Annotated in this window: 11 protein-coding genes and 1 tRNA gene; 9 read left to right on the top strand and 3 right to left on the bottom strand. The window is 73.9% G+C overall.

The features are described 5' to 3' along the window. Nucleotides 1-255: 255 nt before the first annotated feature. The 3 genes from QWJ13_RS06165 (at nucleotide 256) to QWJ13_RS06155 (ending at nucleotide 5062) form a co-directional block, all read left to right on the top strand. Nucleotides 256-1464: an HpcH/HpaI aldolase/citrate lyase family protein gene (locus QWJ13_RS06165; protein ID WP_316521014.1), complete on the top strand. Its 1209-nt coding sequence runs from the start codon at nucleotides 256-258 to the stop codon at nucleotides 1462-1464. Nucleotides 1465-1568: 104 nt separating this feature from the next. Beyond that, a complete protein-coding gene (locus QWJ13_RS06160) occupies nucleotides 1569-4088 on the top strand; it encodes a phosphoribosyltransferase (RefSeq protein ID WP_316521013.1) in 2520 nt (839 codons plus the stop codon). Continuing rightward, complete coding sequence (locus QWJ13_RS06155; RefSeq protein ID WP_316521012.1) at nucleotides 4088-5062, top strand: HAD family hydrolase; 975 nt, start codon at nucleotides 4088-4090, stop codon at nucleotides 5060-5062. The genes QWJ13_RS06160 and QWJ13_RS06155 overlap by 1 nt, the downstream gene beginning before the upstream one ends. Here QWJ13_RS06155 and QWJ13_RS06150 read toward each other — a convergent pair. Together QWJ13_RS06150 and QWJ13_RS06145 are read right to left on the bottom strand one after the other, a co-directional pair. After that, nucleotides 5059-5271: an FmdB family zinc ribbon protein gene (locus tag QWJ13_RS06150; protein ID WP_316521010.1), complete on the bottom strand. Its 213-nt coding sequence runs from the start codon at nucleotides 5269-5271 to the stop codon at nucleotides 5059-5061. The two genes, QWJ13_RS06155 and QWJ13_RS06150, sit on opposite strands and share 4 nt — an antisense overlap. A 149-nt stretch (nucleotides 5272-5420) precedes the next feature. Continuing rightward, nucleotides 5421-6830, bottom strand: coding sequence for a coiled-coil domain-containing protein (locus QWJ13_RS06145; protein ID WP_432277434.1), 1410 nt, complete (start codon nucleotides 6828-6830; stop codon nucleotides 5421-5423). A gap of 145 nt (nucleotides 6831-6975) precedes the next feature. Between QWJ13_RS06145 and QWJ13_RS06140 the strand changes: the two genes are divergently transcribed. From QWJ13_RS06140 to QWJ13_RS06115, 6 genes are all read left to right on the top strand, one after another. After that, nucleotides 6976-7047, top strand: a tRNA-Val gene (locus QWJ13_RS06140). Nucleotides 7048-7582: 535 nt separating this feature from the next. Beyond that, nucleotides 7583-8287 (top strand): VIT1/CCC1 transporter family protein, encoded by a 705-nt coding sequence (locus QWJ13_RS06135; protein ID WP_316521008.1) that lies wholly within the window; start codon nucleotides 7583-7585, stop codon nucleotides 8285-8287. Nucleotides 8288-8371: 84 nt separating this feature from the next. Continuing rightward, nucleotides 8372-10918 (top strand): ATP-dependent Clp protease ATP-binding subunit, encoded by a 2547-nt coding sequence (locus QWJ13_RS06130; protein ID WP_432277453.1) that lies wholly within the window; start codon nucleotides 8372-8374, stop codon nucleotides 10916-10918. Nucleotides 10919-11068: 150 nt separating this feature from the next. Further along, entirely contained in the window at nucleotides 11069-12331 is a 1263-nt protein-coding gene (locus tag QWJ13_RS06125; RefSeq protein ID WP_316521006.1) for a sensor histidine kinase, read from the top strand. Next, nucleotides 12328-13005, top strand: a complete 678-nt coding sequence (locus QWJ13_RS06120) for a response regulator transcription factor (protein WP_316521005.1) — start codon at nucleotides 12328-12330, stop codon at nucleotides 13003-13005. The genes QWJ13_RS06125 and QWJ13_RS06120 overlap by 4 nt, the downstream gene beginning before the upstream one ends. A 222-nt stretch (nucleotides 13006-13227) precedes the next feature. Further along, on the top strand, nucleotides 13228-13515 hold the full coding sequence (locus QWJ13_RS06115) for an SHOCT domain-containing protein (RefSeq protein WP_316521003.1): 288 nt from the start codon (nucleotides 13228-13230) through the stop codon (nucleotides 13513-13515). Nucleotides 13516-13643: 128 nt separating this feature from the next. Here QWJ13_RS06115 and asnB read toward each other — a convergent pair whose 3' ends face one another. Then, nucleotides 13644-15494 (bottom strand): asparagine synthase (glutamine-hydrolyzing), encoded by a 1851-nt coding sequence (asnB, locus tag QWJ13_RS06110; RefSeq protein WP_316521002.1) that lies wholly within the window; start codon nucleotides 15492-15494, stop codon nucleotides 13644-13646. Nucleotides 15495-15556 lie beyond the last annotated feature (62 nt).

The following is a 15556-nucleotide window of genomic DNA, read 5'->3' as shown; positions in this document are numbered from 1 at the left end:
GTCACTTCCGGGGTTCGCCGGCGCCGCTCCCATGATCGTTCAAGTGGACCGGGATGTTCCGGGAGTTCAGTGACGGGGAACCGGGACCGCCCGGATCCCGTCCGTACGATGGACGGTCGAACGGTCCCCGGGGGGGTCGGCGCGGGGGCGTCCCGCGGCGGCGCACTCCGGGAACCGTGGCGCCCGGCAGGCCGGTTGACCAGGGCGTCATCGGCAGCGGGCCGCGGGCCCGTCCATTTCCCGGAGGAGAGCACCTTGCGGCATTTCGGCCATCTCGCCGAGGACGTACGCGGTCGGCTCTTCCTGGAGCAGCCGCGCGCGTTCACCGCGCGGAGCGAGCCGGCGGTGCTCGCCACCGCCCTCGGCGGCACCCTCTACAGCCCGGCCACCAGGCCCGCGCTGGCCGCCGACATCCGCAAACTGGCCGGTCGGGGCGTGGTGTCGATGGTGCTCTGCCTGGAGGACGCGATCGCCGACCACGAGGTGGACGCGGGCGAACGGAACCTGGTCGAGCAGCTGAATGACCTGGTCAAGGATTTCACCAACTGTACACAGAGCCACCCCCTGCTCTTCATCAGGGTCCGAGCCGCCGCCCAGATCCTCGACCTGGCCGAGCGGCTCGGCCCGGCCGTCGAACTGCTCAGCGGCTTCGTGCTGCCGAAGTTCACCCCCGCCAACGGCGGCGAGTACCTGGCCGCGCTCGCCGCCGCCGAAGCCGCGACCGGGCGCCGGCTGTTCGCCATGCCCGTCCTGGAGTCGCCCGAACTCGCCCACCTGGAGACCAGGCGGGAGCAGCTCTTCGGCATCGCCGACCTGCTCGCCGACCAGCGCGAGCGGGTGCTCGCCGTCCGGCTCGGGGTCACCGACCTGTGCTCCGCGTACGGCCTGCGGCGCTCGCCCGACCTCACCGCGTACGACGTGGCGCTGGTCGCGGCGGTGATCGGGGACGTGGTCAACGTGCTCGGCCGGGCGGACGGCACCGGGTACACCGTCACCGGGCCGGTCTGGGAGTACTTCCCGGTCCAGGAGCGGATGTTCAAGCCGCAGCTGCGCCGGACGCCGTTCGGGTTCGACGGGGGCGGGGGCGGGGGCGGGGCGCTTCGGGCCTCCGGGGAGGAGGTGCGCCGGCGGATCATCGAGCACGACCTGGACGGGCTGATCCGGGAGGTCGAACTCGACCGGGCCAACGGCCTGCTCGGCAAGACCTGCATCCACCCCAGCCATGTGCCCGCCGTGCACGCCCTCTCCGTGGTCACGCACGAGGAGTACTGCGACGCCCGCGACATCCTCCGACAGGAGCAGGGCGGCGGCGGAGTACTGCGCTCGGCGTACACCAACAAGATGAACGAAGCCCGGCCGCACCGGGCTTGGGCGGAGCGGGTGCTGCTGCGGGCGGAGGTGTTCGGCGTGGCCCGGGAGGACGTGAGCTTCGCGGAGCTGCTGTCGGCCTGCCTGTGCGGGTGACCGGTTCTCTCTGCCCCCGCTCTCTCCGACCCGTTCTCTCTGACCGATGCAGCAATGCACCAACGCACCAACGCACCAACGCACCATCGAAGGCAGGACCAGCAGTGACAGCAATACCGCAGACGTGGACCGGCCGTTGGGTCGCCGACCGGGCCGGGATCGCGCTGACCGGCTCCGAGCGCCTTCCCGAACTCGTCGGCCTGGCGCTGCGTTCGGGCAACCCCAAGCGCGCTCACCTGCTGGTCTCCAACGTGCTCGGCAAACACGTGCCGCAGCGACCCTCGGTGGTCCACGGAGCCGGTCTCGAACTCGGCCGCCGCGTCCGCGAGTTGCTCGGCGCCGAGGCCGCCTCCCGGGCCGTGGTGCTCGGCTACGCGGAGACCGCCACCGGCCTCGGCCACAGCGTCGCCGACGGCCTGGAGGCCCCCTACCTCCACTCCACCCGCCGTCCGGTGCCCGGGATGGCGCCGCTCGGCGGATTCGAGGAGGAGCACTCGCACGCCACCTCGCACCTGCTGCTCCCGTCGGACCCCCAATTGCTGGACGGGGACGGACCGTTGGTGCTGGTCGACGACGAATTCTCGACCGGGCGGACGGTGCTCAACACCATCCGCGACCTGCACGCCCGCCACCCGCGCGGGCACTACGTGGTGGTCGCCCTGGTCGACCTGCGCTCCGCCGCCGACCGGCGCCGGCTCGACGAGGCCGCCGCCGAACTCGGCGCCCGGCTGGACCTGGTGGCCACCGCCAGCGGCGGCGTCGAGCTGCCCGAGGACGTCGTGGCCCGGGCCGGGCGGCTGATCGCGGAGGCGGCGACGGTCGAAGCGCCCCCGGCGGGCGGCGCCGCGCCGCTGGTCCGGGTCGAGCTGGACTGGCCCGCCGGGCTCCCGGACGGCGGCCGGCACGGCTTCACCGCCCGCGACCGCGACCGGCTGGACGCCGTACTGCCCCGGCTCGCCGGGCAGTTGGCCGACGCGCTGCCCGCCGGGGCCCAGCGGGTGCTGGTGCTCGGCTTCGAGGAGCTGATGTACGCGCCGCTGCGCCTGGCCGACGCCCTCGCCGAGCGCCTCGGCGGCGACCGCGTCCGGTTCTCCACCACCACCCGCTCGCCCGTCCTGGCGGTCGACGACCCCGGCTACGCGATCCGCACCCGGCTCGCCTTCCCCGCCCACGACGACCCGCAGGACGGCGGCTCGCGCGAACGCTACGCGTACAACGTCGCCCCCGGCAGCGACCCGGCGCGGCGCTTCGACGCGGTGGTGCTGGTGGTCGACGACGTGGCCGACACCCCGGCGCTGCACCGGGGGGAGCGGGCGCTGCTCGGCCAGCTGCGGCAGGTGACCGGGCAGGTGGTGCTCGCGGTGCTGCCCTCGCACCGGCCGGCACGTCCGCTGCCCGCTCCTCTGTACGGACCGGCGTTCTCCTCGTACCCCGCCGAAGAGGTGGCCTGGCTGCTCAAGGACCTCTCCGGAGTCGCGCTGGAGGCCCCGACCGAGGAGCGCGAGGAAGCCGTCCAGAACGGCGGCGCCCACTACGCCGAGTCGCTGCCGGTCGAGTACCAGCCCAGCCCCGAGTACCAGGAGCTGTTCCACCAGGCGCTGCGCGGCTCCGCGAGCCGGATCGCGCTCGGCGTCGGCACCGTCGCCGAGACGCTGCTGCGCGAGCGCGGCCCCGGCCTGGTGCTCGCCTCGCTGGCCAGGGCCGGCACGCCCGTCGGCATCCTGATCCGCCGCTGGCTGGCCTTCGCCCACGGCCTGTCCGTGCCGCACTACGCGGTCTCGATCGTGCGCGGCCGCGGCATCGACCCGGTCGCCCTGCGGTACCTGGCGGCCCACCACCGGGCGTCGGACGTGGTGTTCGTGGACGGCTGGACCGGCAAGGGCGCGATCACCCGCGAACTCGCCGACGCGCTGGCCGGCACCGGCTTCGACCCGGACCTCGCCGTGCTCGCCGACCCGGGCCGCTGCGTGCGGACGTACGGCACCCGGGACGACTTCCTGATCCCGTCCGCCTGCCTCAACTCCACGGTCTCCGGACTGGTTTCGCGCACCGTGCTGCGGTCCGGGCTGATCGGCCCGGACGACTTCCACGGTGCCAAGCACTATGCCGACCTGGCCGGGAACGACGTCTCGGCGGACTTCCTGGACGCGGTGGCCGCCCACTTCGGCGAGGTGTGGGACGCGGCCGTCCAGGGTGCCGAGCGGCTCGCCACCGCCCCCGGCCGGGCGCCCGACTGGGCCGGCTGGGCCGCCGTCGAGCGGATCAGCGCCGAGTACGGCATCGACAACGTCAACCTGGTCAAGCCGGGCGTCGGCGAGACCACCCGGGTGCTGCTGCGCCGCGTCCCCTGGCGGATCCTCGCCCGGCGCGGCGCCGGCGCGGACCTCGACCACGTCCGGCTGCTCGCCGCCCAGCGCGGCGTCGTGGTCGAGGAGGTGGACGGTCTGCCGTACACGTGCGTCGGCCTGATCCACCCCCGCTACAGCCGGGGGGCGACCGGGGGCGACGGGCGGAGTGTGGCGTGCGAGAACGCCGTGGGGGAGAACGTCGTGCGGGAGAACGCTGTGCGGCAGAACGCTGTACGGGAGAACGTCGTGCGGGAGAGCAAGGGGAGGGATTCCTGATGGGTGTTCTGGTGGCCAGCGACCTCGACCGGACGCTGATCTACTCCGAGCGGGCCATGGCCCTGGACGTGTCCGTTCGGCCCGCGCCGCGGCTGCGCTGCGTCGAGGAGTACCAGGGGCGGCCGCTGTCCTTCATGACCGAGCGGGCCGCCGAGCTGCTCGCCGAACTCGCCCGGCGGGCCTGCTTCGTCCCGGCCACCACCCGGACGCCGGAGCAGTACGGGCGGGTCCGCCTGCCCGGCCCGACGCAGGACTGGGTGCCCGCGTACGCGATCTGCGCCAACGGCGGGCAGCTGCTGGTGAACGGCGCCCCGGACGGGGACTGGCGGGCCGAGATCACCGGGCGGATCGCCGTCGGCTCGGCCCCGCTGGCGGAGGTGGTCGGGCGGCTCGCCGAGTGCGCCGACCCGGCGTGGACGCGCAAGCGGAGCGTCGCCGACGAGCTGTTCGCCTACCTGGTGGTCGAGCGGGCCGAGCTGCCGGAGGGCTGGCTGGCGGAGCTGACCGGCTGGTGCGCCGAGCGCGGCTGGGCGGTCTCGCTCCAGGGGCGGAAGGTGTACGCGGTGCCGGTGCCGCTCACCAAGAGTGCCGCGCTGGCCGAGGTGGTGCGGCGCGGCGGCGCGGAGCTGGGTGGTGCGGAGCCGGGTGGTGCGCCGACCGTACTGGCCGCCGGGGACTCGCTGCTCGACGCGGACCTGCTGCTCGCGGCGGACGCGGGCTGGCGCCCGGGGCACGGTGAGCTCGCGGACAGCGGCTGGACGGCCCCCGGCGTCACCGCCCTGGCGGAGGTGGGGGTGACGGCGGGGGAGGAGATCGTCAGGCGATTCCTGGCCGTTGCTTCGGAGGCCCCGGCTGCTTTCGGTGCCGTGGGCGCCTTGGGCGCCTTGGGCGCCTTGGGCGCCTTGGGCGCCTTGGGCGCCTTGGGCGCCTTGGGCGCCTTGGGTGACGCCGAGGTTTCGACGGTGTCCGGTTAGCCGCAGCACCCGCCGCCGCAGCAGCCGCCCCCGCTCGGGGCCTGCTGCGGCGCGCCGCCGGCCGCGCCGGTGACGGCGACGGTGGACAGCAGCTTCACGGTGTCCTCATGGCCCTGCGGGCAGACCGCGGGGTCGTTGGCCTGGGCCATCGGGCGGCGGAGCTCGAAGGTGGCGCCGCAGGAGCGGCAGCGGAAGTCGTAGCGTGGCATACCGGCAGCGTACCGACCGCGCTCGGCGCTGCCAGCCGGTCTCGGCCCGGATGGCCGGTTTCAGCGCTGACGTTCCCCGCGCTGACGTTCCCCGCGCTGCCGGTGCCCGCGCTGCCGGTTCAGCGTTGCCGGTCTCAGCGTTGCCGGTCTCAGCGCTGGTGGCCGAGATCGCCGCGAATCATCCCGATCACCCGCGCCGCCGTGTCCCGCACCGCCGCCAGCTCGGTCAGGAAGTGCCAGTAGTCCGGGTGCCGGCCGGCCGCCTCCAGCGCGGCCACCGCGCGGTCCAGCCGGGCCACCGCCTCGTCCAGCGGGGCGGCGTGCCGAGGGTCCGGCGCGCTGCGCCCGGCCATCGCCAGCCGTTGCGCGTCCCGGATGGCGAAGCGGGCCCGCTCGACCTCCCGGCTGGGGTCGTGCTGCACCTCGTTCAGCTGCCGCAGCCGGTCGTTCACCGCGAGCACCGAGCCGTCGGCGGTCTCCAGCAGCGCGCGGACCGTACCGATCGCGGCGGTGGCGTCCGCCCAGCGCTGCTCGTCCCGGGCCCGGGCGGCCTCGGCGAGCTTGCGCTCGGCGGCACGGCCGGCCTCGGCGACCTGGTCCGGCACCCGCTGGAGGTCCTGCCAGCAGGCGGTGCTGAACCGGCGGCGCAGCTCGCTCAGCGCGGGCGCCACCGTCTCGGCCTTGGTCTCCAGCGCCTGGATGCGGGTCCGCAGGCTCGCCACCCGCCGATCGATCTCCCGCGCCCGCTCCGGCAGCTGCCCGGCGTCGGCGGCGATCGCCTCGGCGCGCTGCTTCACGTCGTCCGCGCGCCGCAGCGTGTCCGCGACCCCGTGCCGGGCCGGGCCCTCGTTCAACCGGCCGAGCTCCGGCGCCAGTTCGGCCAGCCGGGCGGCCAGGTCGTCCGCCCGCAGGCCGGCGCCGCGCGCCTCGTCCAGCGCGTTGCTGGCGGCGAGCAGCGCGCGCTTGGCCTGCTCGACCGCCGGGGTGACCCGCATCAGCTGCTGCTCGGCATGCTGGACGGTCGGCTGCAGGCGGCGCAGGAAGTCGTTCAGCTCCGCCCGGGCCGAGCCGAGCTGGCCCTTCACGTCGTCCAGCCGGCGCTTGGCCTGCGCGGCCTCGCCCGCGTCCAGGGACTCGCTGTCCAGGTTGTGGGCGTCGAGGGCGGCGAGGTAGTTCACCGTGACCTGGTCGACCCGGCCGGAGATCGCCGCCAGATCGGCCAGCGCGCGCTGCGCCGTCTGGCCCTCCTCGGCCGCCCGGACGGTCTCCACCGCGAGCTGCACCTCGCGCTGGGTCTCCTCCAGCTCGTAGAACGCCTCCTGCGCCGCCGCCCGGGCTTCCCGAGCCTGCGCCCGTCCGCCCTCACCGCCGCCGCGCCGGCCCCACCAGCCGCCGTTCCCGGCCGACGCCAGCACGACCGCCCCCATCGCGCCCGCCAACGCCACCGGCAACACCAAGGCATCGGCCAGCGCACTCCCCGCCCGACGCCGCCCCCGCCCGCTCCCGCCGGCCACCGTCACTGCGCGCTCCCTGCTCCGACCCGCTGATCCAGCCCCCATTCTCCCCGATCCCCCCGCCGCCCCGGCACCCCCTCCCACCCCGTCCCACGCCCCCTTCCGCCGCCCCACCAACCACCCGGCCCCCACCACCCCCCGGGACCAGGTACCCTAGGCACTCGTCGTGCGCCCACCAGGCCACGACAGGGGGCGCGTAGCTCAGTGGTAGAGCGCTGCTCTTACAAAGCAGATGTCGGCGGTTCGAAACCGTCCGCGCCCACCGGCGAAAAAGGCCCGCAGCGATCATGCTGCGGGCCTTTTGACGTCTCGGGCTGACATCAGCGGCGCCGCTTGGGCAGCCGGTCCATGTTGCCGAGGACACCCGGACGAACGAGCGGTAGAGGTTGGTCGGCTCGATCGGCCGACCGGTCCGGGTGGTGAAGACGTACCCGGTCTCCTCCCACGTCGCCCCAGCCGCGCGTCGGGGAAGGCGAGGAAAGTGGCCGACTTCGGCGGGGTGCCGGGGCGCTTGGTGTGGTTTCGGCGATCAGGGCGGTGCGGCGCGTCGGGGGCATCGCGCCGCGGAAGAAGTCGGTGTCCTTGAGGGAGCCAGGGGAGATGACGTTGGGCGGTGATGCCGAGCGGGCCGAGTTCGGCGGAGAGGGCGGCGTTCCAGGCAGCCGGCGCGGCGTTCGGGGCCGGGTCGGCTGGTCGGGAGGCGCGGCTGCGGGTGGGCGTGGGGCTGTGGGTGGCGGGGGTGGAGGAGGCGGGTGAGGATCGGGGGGAGCGTACCGGGGCCTGAGAGTGGTGGGCGGATGGCTGGGCAGGTCGGGGAGTCGCGTGCGGAGTTGTCCTCGCGGCTGAACTGGTTGCGGGCGGCCGTGTTGGGGGCCAACGACGGCGTGGTGTCGACGGCCGGGATCGTGACCGGGGTGGCGGGCGCGGCCGGTTCACGGACGGCGCTGCTCGCGGCGGGGGTGGCCGGGCTGCTGGCCGGGGCGATGTCGATGGCGGCCGGCGAGTACGTCTCGGTGAGCACCCAACGGGACACCGAGCGGGCCGCGTTGGCGCAGGAGCGGCGGGAGCTCGCGGAGGACCCGGAGGGGGAGCTGGACGAGCTGACCGACTACTACCGGGGCAGTGGGCTGGCGGACGGACTGGCCCGGGAGGTGGCGGTGGCGCTGACCGAGCGGGACGCGCTGGCGGCCCACGCGCAGACCGAACTCGGCATCGACCCGGACGTGTTGACCAATCCGTGGGAGGCGGCGCTGGCCAGTGCGGCGGCGTTCACGTTGGGCGCGCTGGTGCCGCTGCTGGCGGTGCTGCTGCCGTCGGAGTCGTGGCGGCTGCCGGTGACGGTGCTGTCGGTGGTGGCCGCGCTCACCCTGTCGGGCTGGGCGAGCGCGCGGCTGGGCGGTGCCGGCCCGGCGCGGGCGATCATGCGCAACGTCGCCGGTGGGCTGCTGGCGATGCTGGTGACGTACAGCGGTGGCGTGTTGTTGGACCAGGTCACCGGGTGAGCCCGGACCGCCTCGACGGGCGGGGCCGAGCGGCCTGTGTTTGTGTGGCTGCAAACCGTTTGGGAGAGGTGAATCGCTGTGACCATGCCCCCGTTCGGATCGAACGACCCGTTCTCCGACCTGCTCAGCCGGTTCTTCGGGATGAGCCCGCTGGCCTCCCCGCCCGCCGTGCAGCGGGTGCCGATCGGGCGGCTGCTCAGCGAGTCCTCGCAGGAACTGCTCGCGCTGGCCGCGCGGCGGGCGGCCGAGGACGGCTGCAGTGACCTCGACACCGCGCACCTGGCCTGGGCGGCCACCCGGGTGGACCCCTCGCGCCGGATGCTGGAGCGGGCCGGCATCGACCCGGACCGGCTCTCCGGGGACCTGGAGCACGCCCTGCCGTCCGGTACCGCCGAGGAGGCGGACGGCAGGCCGGCGCTCACCCCCTCGGCGAAGCGCGCGCTGCTCGCCGCGCACGCCCGTTCGCAGGCGGTCGGTGCCTCGTACATCGGCCCTGAGCACATCCTCGGCGCGCTGCTCGACCAGGAGCGCTCGGGTGCCGGGGTGGCGCTGCGCAACGCGGCGCCCTCGCAGGAGGCGCTCAAGTCGGTGCTGGAGGGGCGCGGCCCCGGTGGTGAGCGCAGCGGTGCGGGCGCGCACCCGAGCGAGACGCCGACGCTGGACGAGTACGGGCGCGACCTGACCGAGCAGGCGCGCTCGGGCCGGCTGGACCCGGTGGTCGGGCGGGCCGAGGAGATCGAGCAGACCGTCGAGATCCTCTCCCGGCGGACCAAGAACAACCCGGTGCTGATCGGCGAGCCGGGCGTCGGCAAGACCGCGATCGTCGAGGGCCTGGCCCAGCGGATCGTCTCCGGGGACGTGCCGCAGAGCCTCAAGGAGAAGCGGGTGGTCACTCTCGACCTGACCGCGCTGGTGGCCGGATCCAAGTACCGCGGCGAGTTCGAGGAGCGGCTGAAGAACGTGATCGACGAGGTCACCGAGGCCGAGAAGAGCGTGATCCTCTTCCTGGACGAGCTGCACACCGTGGTCGGCGCGGGCGGCGGCGAGGGCTCGATGGACGCCGGAAACATCCTCAAACCGGCGCTCGCCCGAGGGGAGTTGAGCGTGGTGGGCGCGACCACGCTGGACGAGTACCGCAAGCACGTGGAGAAGGACGCCGCGCTGGAGCGCCGCTTCCAGCCGGTGCTGGTGCCCGAGCCGAGCGTCGAGGAGACGATCGAGATCCTCCAGGGGCTGCGCGACGCGTACGAGGCGCACCACCAGGTGCGGTTCACCGACGAGGCGCTGGACGCGGCGGCGACGCTCTCCGACCGGTACGTCAGCGACCGCTTCCTGCCGGACAAGGCGATCGACCTGCTGGACCAGGCCGGTGCGCGGGTCCGGCTGCGCAGCCTGAGCGGGTCGACCGCGGCGACCGGCGTGCAGGACCGGATCACCAAGCTGAAGCGGGAGCTGGACGAGGCTGTGGCCGACGAGGAGTTCGTCCGGGCCGCCAACCTGAAGACCGAACTGCGGCAGACCGAGGACGAGTTGGCGGCGATCGCCGAGTCCCGCGAGGAGGTCGTCGACGTGACGGCCGACGACATCGCGCAGGTGCTCTCCTCCCGGACCGGCATCCCGGTCGCGGAGCTGAACGCGACCGAGAGGGAGCGGCTGCTCAAGCTGGAGGAGCACCTGCACCAGAAGGTGATCGGCCAGGACGAGGCGGTCACCGCGGTCGCCCAGGCGGTGCGCCGCGGCCGGGCCGGGATGGGCGACCCGGAGCGGCCGACCGGCTCCTTCCTCTTCCTCGGGCCGACCGGCGTCGGCAAGACCGAGCTGGCGAAGGCGCTGGCGGCGCTGCTGTTCGGCGACCCGGACCGGATGATCCGCTTCGACATGAGCGAGTTCCAGGAGAAGCACACCGTCTCCCGGCTGGTCGGCTCCCCGCCCGGGTACGTCGGCTACGAGGAGGCCGGGCAGCTGACCGAGGCGGTGCGCCGCAAGCCGTACAGCGTGCTGCTCTTCGACGAGGTGGAGAAGGCGCACCCGGACGTCTTCAACCTGCTGCTCCAGGTGTTGGACGACGGGCGGTTGACCGACTCCCAGGGACGTACGGTCGACTTCCGCAACACCGTGGTGATCATGACGAGCAACATCGGCTCGCAGCGCATCCTCGACCACGCGGGCAACGTGGACGAGATCCGCGACGACCTGATGCGCGACCTGCGGGTGCAGTTCCGGCCGGAGTTCCTCAACCGGATCGACGAGGTGATCGTCTTCCACGCGCTCACCCGGAAGGACCTGCTGTCGGTGGTGGACCTGCTGCTGGAGCGCAGCCGGCGCCGGCTGCGGGCCCAGGACGTCCGGCTGGAGGTCACCGAGGCGGCCAAGGAGTACCTGGTCAACCGGGGTTACCAGCCGGAGTTCGGGGCGCGGCCGCTGCGCCGGACGATCCAGTCGGAGCTGGACAACCGGATCTCCAACCTGCTGCTGGACGGGACGGTCCGGGAGGGGGACACGCTGGTCGCGGATGTGAGTGACGGGGAGCTGGTGGTCACGCTGGCGCGGCCGGAGGCTTCGGCGACCTTCGAGGAGGCGGAGGCTGCTGCCGGGGCGAAGGCCGCCGCGGAGGCCGCCGCGGAGGGCTGAGGGGCGGCTGAGGGGCGGCTGGGGGACGGCTGCTGCGGGGGCTGCTGCCGGGGGCTGAGAACGGTGGGGCGGGCGTACTTCAGCGGGAGTACGCCCGAACGCCACTGGTGGAGGACGCGCGGAGGCTGGGCGCGGGTCTAGCTTGTGGGCATGATGCCGCCCACGTCCCAGCCGGCCGAGCCGCCGGGCCGGCCGCCGCCCGAGCTGCCGGGCCGGACGCCGGAGGAACCGCCCGAGCCGTGGCGCCCGCCGTGGGCGCGCGCGGCCGGGGCGGGGTACCCGCTGGGGCTGGCGGCGGCGGTCGCGCTGGTCCAGGTGGTCGGTTCGACCTTCGCCGGGCACAACCAGCACGGGCGGGTCCCGCTGGACGCCTTCGGCTACCTGCTGCTGCTGCTCGGGCCGGCCCTGCTGGTGCTGCGCTGCCGCCGGCCGGTCGCGGTGGTGGCCGGCACCTCGGTGGTCACCGCCGGGTACCTGGCCGCCGGGTACCCGTACGGGCCGGCCTTCGCGAGCTGGCTGATCGCCTGCTGCGTGGCGATCGGCTCCGGCCACCGCGGGGCGGCCTGGGCCGGCGCCGGCGGGGTCTACCTGGTGCACCTGCTGGGCACCTTCGCGCTGCCGGAGAGCTGGCAGCGCGCGGCCCCGCCGTCCGGCAGCGTCTGGCCTGCCGAGCTGGGGTTGCTGGCCTGGCTGCTGCTGGTGATGGCGGGGGGTGAGTTGGTCCGGTTCCGGCGCGAGCGGATCGCCGCCCACCGGGCCTACCGGCAGCAGCTGGAGGAGCGGCGGGCCAACGAGGAACGGCTCAGGATGGCCCGGGAGTTGCACGACATCCTGGCGCACAGCCTGTCGCTGATCAACGTCCAGGCGGGAGCCGCGCTCGCCCTGCTGGACCGGCGGCCGGAGGAGGCCCGCAGCGCGCTGGTCACCATCAAGTCGACCAGCAAGGAGGCGCTCGGCGAGGTCCGCCAGGTGCTCGCGACGCTGCGCGGGCCCGGGGCGCCGCCGCGCGGGCCGGCCCCCGGGCTGGACCGGCTGGACGAACTCACCGAGCAGGCGGACAAGGTGGGCCTGACGGCGGAGGTGCTGGAGCGCGGCCGGCGGCGCGCGCTGTCCGCCGCCGTCGACCTCACCGCCTTCCGGATCGTCCAGGAGGCGCTCACCAACGTGGTCCGGCACTCGGTGGCCCGGCAGGCGGTCGTGGTGCTGGACTGGACGGACCCGTCCGTGCTGGTGGTCCGGGTGGAGGATCCGGGGCCCGCGGTGCTCGGCGACGCCGGCGGCTCGGGCAGCGGGCTGGTCGGGATGCGGGAACGGGCGGCGGCGTTCGGTGGCACCATCACGGCGGGGCCGCTGCCGGACGGCGGCTTCCGGGTCCGGGCGGAGCTGCCGACACCGAAGGCGGAGAGCGATTGATTCGGGTACTGCTGGCGGATGACCAGCTGCTGGTCCGGGCGGGCTTCCGTGCCCTGCTGGACCTCCAGGACGACCTCACGGTGGTCGGCGAGGCGGACGACGGCGAGGCCGCGCTGCGGCTCGCCCGCGAACTCCTGCCGGACGTCGTACTGATGGACATCCGGATGCCGCGGATGGACGGGCTGGAGGCGACCAGGAGGATCGCCGAGGATCCGGCGCTGTCCTCCGTACGGGTGGTCGTGCTGACCACCTTCGAGCTGGACGAGTACGTCTTCGAGGCGCTGCGCTCGGGGGCGGCGGGCTTCCTGGTCAAGGACACCGAGCCGGCCGACCTGCTGCGGGCGATCCGGGTCGCCGTCGCGGGGGACGCGCTGCTGTCGCCGGGGGTCACCCGGCGGCTGATCGGCGAGTTCGCCGCCCGGTCGAAGGCGCCCGAGGCGGTGCCGGCGGGGCTCTCGGACATCTCGATGCTGACCGAGCGGGAGCGTGAGGTGCTGGCGCTGGTCGGGATGGGCCTGTCCAACGAGGAGATCGCCCGGCGGCTGGTGGTCAGCCCGCTGACGGCGAAGACGCACGTCAGCCGGGCGATGATGAAGCTCGGCGCGCGGGACCGGGCGCAACTGGTGGTGCTGGCCTACGAGTCGGGGCTGGTGCGGCCGGGCTGGCTGGGCTGACGGAGCCCTGGGCGGCCGGTTTCGGGCGGCCGCTTCCGGGAGGCCTTCGCCTTCGGGAGGTTGCTCCCGGTGCTGCGTGTCGCGGGCGGTTCGTACTCTCCCGGGAGTATCCCAACTGTCGCTGCTGGTAGGACGCGTGATGAGGCTCCTCGGCGGGACGCTCTAGGCATCTCGGGAAACCACCCGAGGTCTTGGAGGCCCACCACCGAGGAGTTGAACACCATGTACACCCAGTTGGCCGCCTGGACCGGCCCCGGCCCGTGGATCCTGCTGATCCCACTGGTCTGGATCGCCGTGGTGGTCCTGGTCGTCGCGCTGCTGCGCCGCACCGTCTGGCGGCGGCACGGCTGCGGGTTCGGGGCCGGGGCCGTGAGTGCGGCGGAGCACCCGCTGGCCGTCCTGGGCCGCCGCTACGCCGAGGGCGACATCGACGCCGAGGAGTACCGCGCCAAGAGGGCCGTGCTCAGCGAGCCGCCGCCGGGTGGCACCGGAGGAGGTGGCACCAGGTGACCAACCTGGTCATCCTCCTGGCCGTCCTCCGGGGCGCCGCCGCCCGGGTCGCCGAGGCCGTGAGGATCCACGGCGTCGGCGGCCTCGGAGGGCGTACTTCGGGAGGGCGTACTCCGGAGGGCCGTTCCTCAGAGGGCCAGCCGCACGTCGTACGTCCGCAGCCAGTCGTCCAGCTGGAGCGCCGTCTCCAGCGCCGCCCGGCTCATGCCCTGCTCCAGCGCGGCGGCCCCCTCCTTGGCGACGGCCTGCTTGAGCTCGGCCGAGAACAGCGGGGCCAGCGGGCCGCCGTCCGCGCGGACCACCTCCGCGAGCCGCTCCCGGAGCGTCCGGTTGTAGGCCTCGGCCCGGATGGAGGGGTACGGCGTCTTGACGCGCTGGGCCACCGCCTCCGGGAGGAGGTCCTTCATGGCCGCGCGCAGCAGGCTCTTCTCCCGGCCGTCGAAGCTCTTCATGGCCCACGGGATGTTGAAGGTGTACTCGACGAGGCGGTGGTCGGCGAAGGGCACCCGGACCTCCAGTCCGGTGGCCATGCTCATCCGGTCCTTGCGGTCGAACAGCACCTGGGCGTGGCGGGTGAGTGCCAGGTAGGTGACCTCCCGGTAGCGGGCCTCCGCGGGGTCGGCGAGGTGCTCGCCCGCCGAGATCTCGGCGACCGCGGCGCTGTGGCAGTCGCGCTCGTAGGCCGCGAGGTCGAGCTTGGCGAGCAGGTCGGGCGCGAAGATCACCTCATTGCCCTGGTAGTTGGCCCGGCCCTCGTGCACCCAGGGGAAGGTGGGGGAGAAGACGGCGTCGGGGTCGCGCTGCCAGCGGTAGCCGCCGAAGACCTCGTCGCCGCACTCCCCGGAGAGGGCGACGGTGGAGTGTCCGCGCACCAGGCCGAACAGCTGGTGCAGCGAGGCGTGCTCGTCGCCCTTGGCGATCGGCAGGTCGTAGCCGGCCAGGACGGAGGAGCGCAGCGCCGGGGCGAGCAGGTCCGGTGCCCTCAGCGGCAGTTCGCTGTGGTCCGAGTCCACGTGCCGCGCCAGCAGCCGGGCGTAGAACTGGTCGTCGTTGGCCTGGCTGCCGTGGACGCCGGCCGCGCCCGCCGGGTCCGGGTCGGTGACGGAGCAGGAGCGGACTCGGCCGAGCCCTCGGCTGCGGGTCACCCGGGCCGCGAGCGCGGTGAGCGAGCTGGAGTCCAGGCCGCCCGACAGCAGGGTGCACAGTGGCACGTCGGCCACCATCTGCTCGGTGACGATGGTTTCGAGCATCTCGCGCACGGTGCCGATGGTCCGGTCGAGGGTGTCGGTGTGCTCGCCGACCTGGAGCTGCCAGTAGCGCTGCTCGACGGCGCCGGAGCGGCTCACCCGCACGGTGCAGCCGGGCTGGACTTCCCGCATCCCGCGGAAGATCGCGTGGCCCGGCACCTTGGCGACGGACAGGATGTCGCGCAGCCCGTCGGCGTCCAGCACGGCCTCGAAGGCGGGGTGGGCCAGGATGGCCTTCGGCTCGGAGCCGAAGAGCACCCCGCTGGGGGTCGTCGCGTAGTACAGCGGCTTCACGCCCATCCGGTCCCGGACGAGGATCAGCTCCTCCCGGTCCAGGTCCCAGACGGCGAAGGCGAAGATTCCCTCCAGCCGGGTGGCGAAGTCGGGCCCCCACTCCAGGTAGGCGCGGAGCACCACCTCGGTGTCGCTCCGGGTCTTGAACCGGTGCCCCAGGGAGGCGAGTTGGTTGCGCAGTTCCTGGAAGTTGTAGGTCTCGCCGCTGTAGGTCAGCACGGCGCGGGCGCCGGGGCCCTCCTCGGCGGCCATGGGCTGGCAACCGCCTTCGAGGTCGATCACGGAGAGCCGCCGGTGCCCCAGCGCGACGTGCCGCCCGAGCCAGAGTCCTTCCGCGTCGGGCCCGCGCCGAGCCATCGTGTCCGTCATCGCCTGTGCGATGTCCTGGTGTTGGGCCACGTCACACGAGAAGTCGACCCATCCGGCAATACCGCACATGGAGTTACTCCTGAAATAAGGAAGCGGAGGTGGAAAGGGAGAATCAACGGAGGTGGAGAAGG

The sequence above is a fragment of the Kitasatospora brasiliensis genome (genome assembly GCF_032654805.1).
GTDB classification, from domain to species: Bacteria; Actinomycetota; Actinomycetes; order Streptomycetales; family Streptomycetaceae; genus Kitasatospora; species Kitasatospora brasiliensis.
This window is presented reverse-complemented; position numbering and strand designations above follow the sequence as displayed.

Coding starts and splice junctions, on each gene's coding strand:
- QWJ13_RS06130 (WP_432277453.1), top strand. CDS start 8,372: ATGCCCCCGTTCGGATCGAACGACCCGTTCTCCGACCTGCTCAGCCGG.
- QWJ13_RS06155 (WP_316521012.1), top strand. CDS start 4,088: ATGGGTGTTCTGGTGGCCAGCGACCTCGACCGGACGCTGATCTACTCC.
- QWJ13_RS06145 (WP_432277434.1), bottom strand. CDS start 6,830: ATGGGGGCTGGATCAGCGGGTCGGAGCAGGGAGCGCGCAGTGACGGTG.
- asnB (WP_316521002.1), bottom strand. CDS start 15,494: ATGTGCGGTATTGCCGGATGGGTCGACTTCTCGTGTGACGTGGCCCAA.
- QWJ13_RS06150 (WP_316521010.1), bottom strand. CDS start 5,271: ATGCCACGCTACGACTTCCGCTGCCGCTCCTGCGGCGCCACCTTCGAG.
- QWJ13_RS06125 (WP_316521006.1), top strand. CDS start 11,069: ATGATGCCGCCCACGTCCCAGCCGGCCGAGCCGCCGGGCCGGCCGCCG.
- QWJ13_RS06115 (WP_316521003.1), top strand. CDS start 13,228: ATGTACACCCAGTTGGCCGCCTGGACCGGCCCCGGCCCGTGGATCCTG.
- QWJ13_RS06135 (WP_316521008.1), top strand. CDS start 7,583: ATGGCTGGGCAGGTCGGGGAGTCGCGTGCGGAGTTGTCCTCGCGGCTG.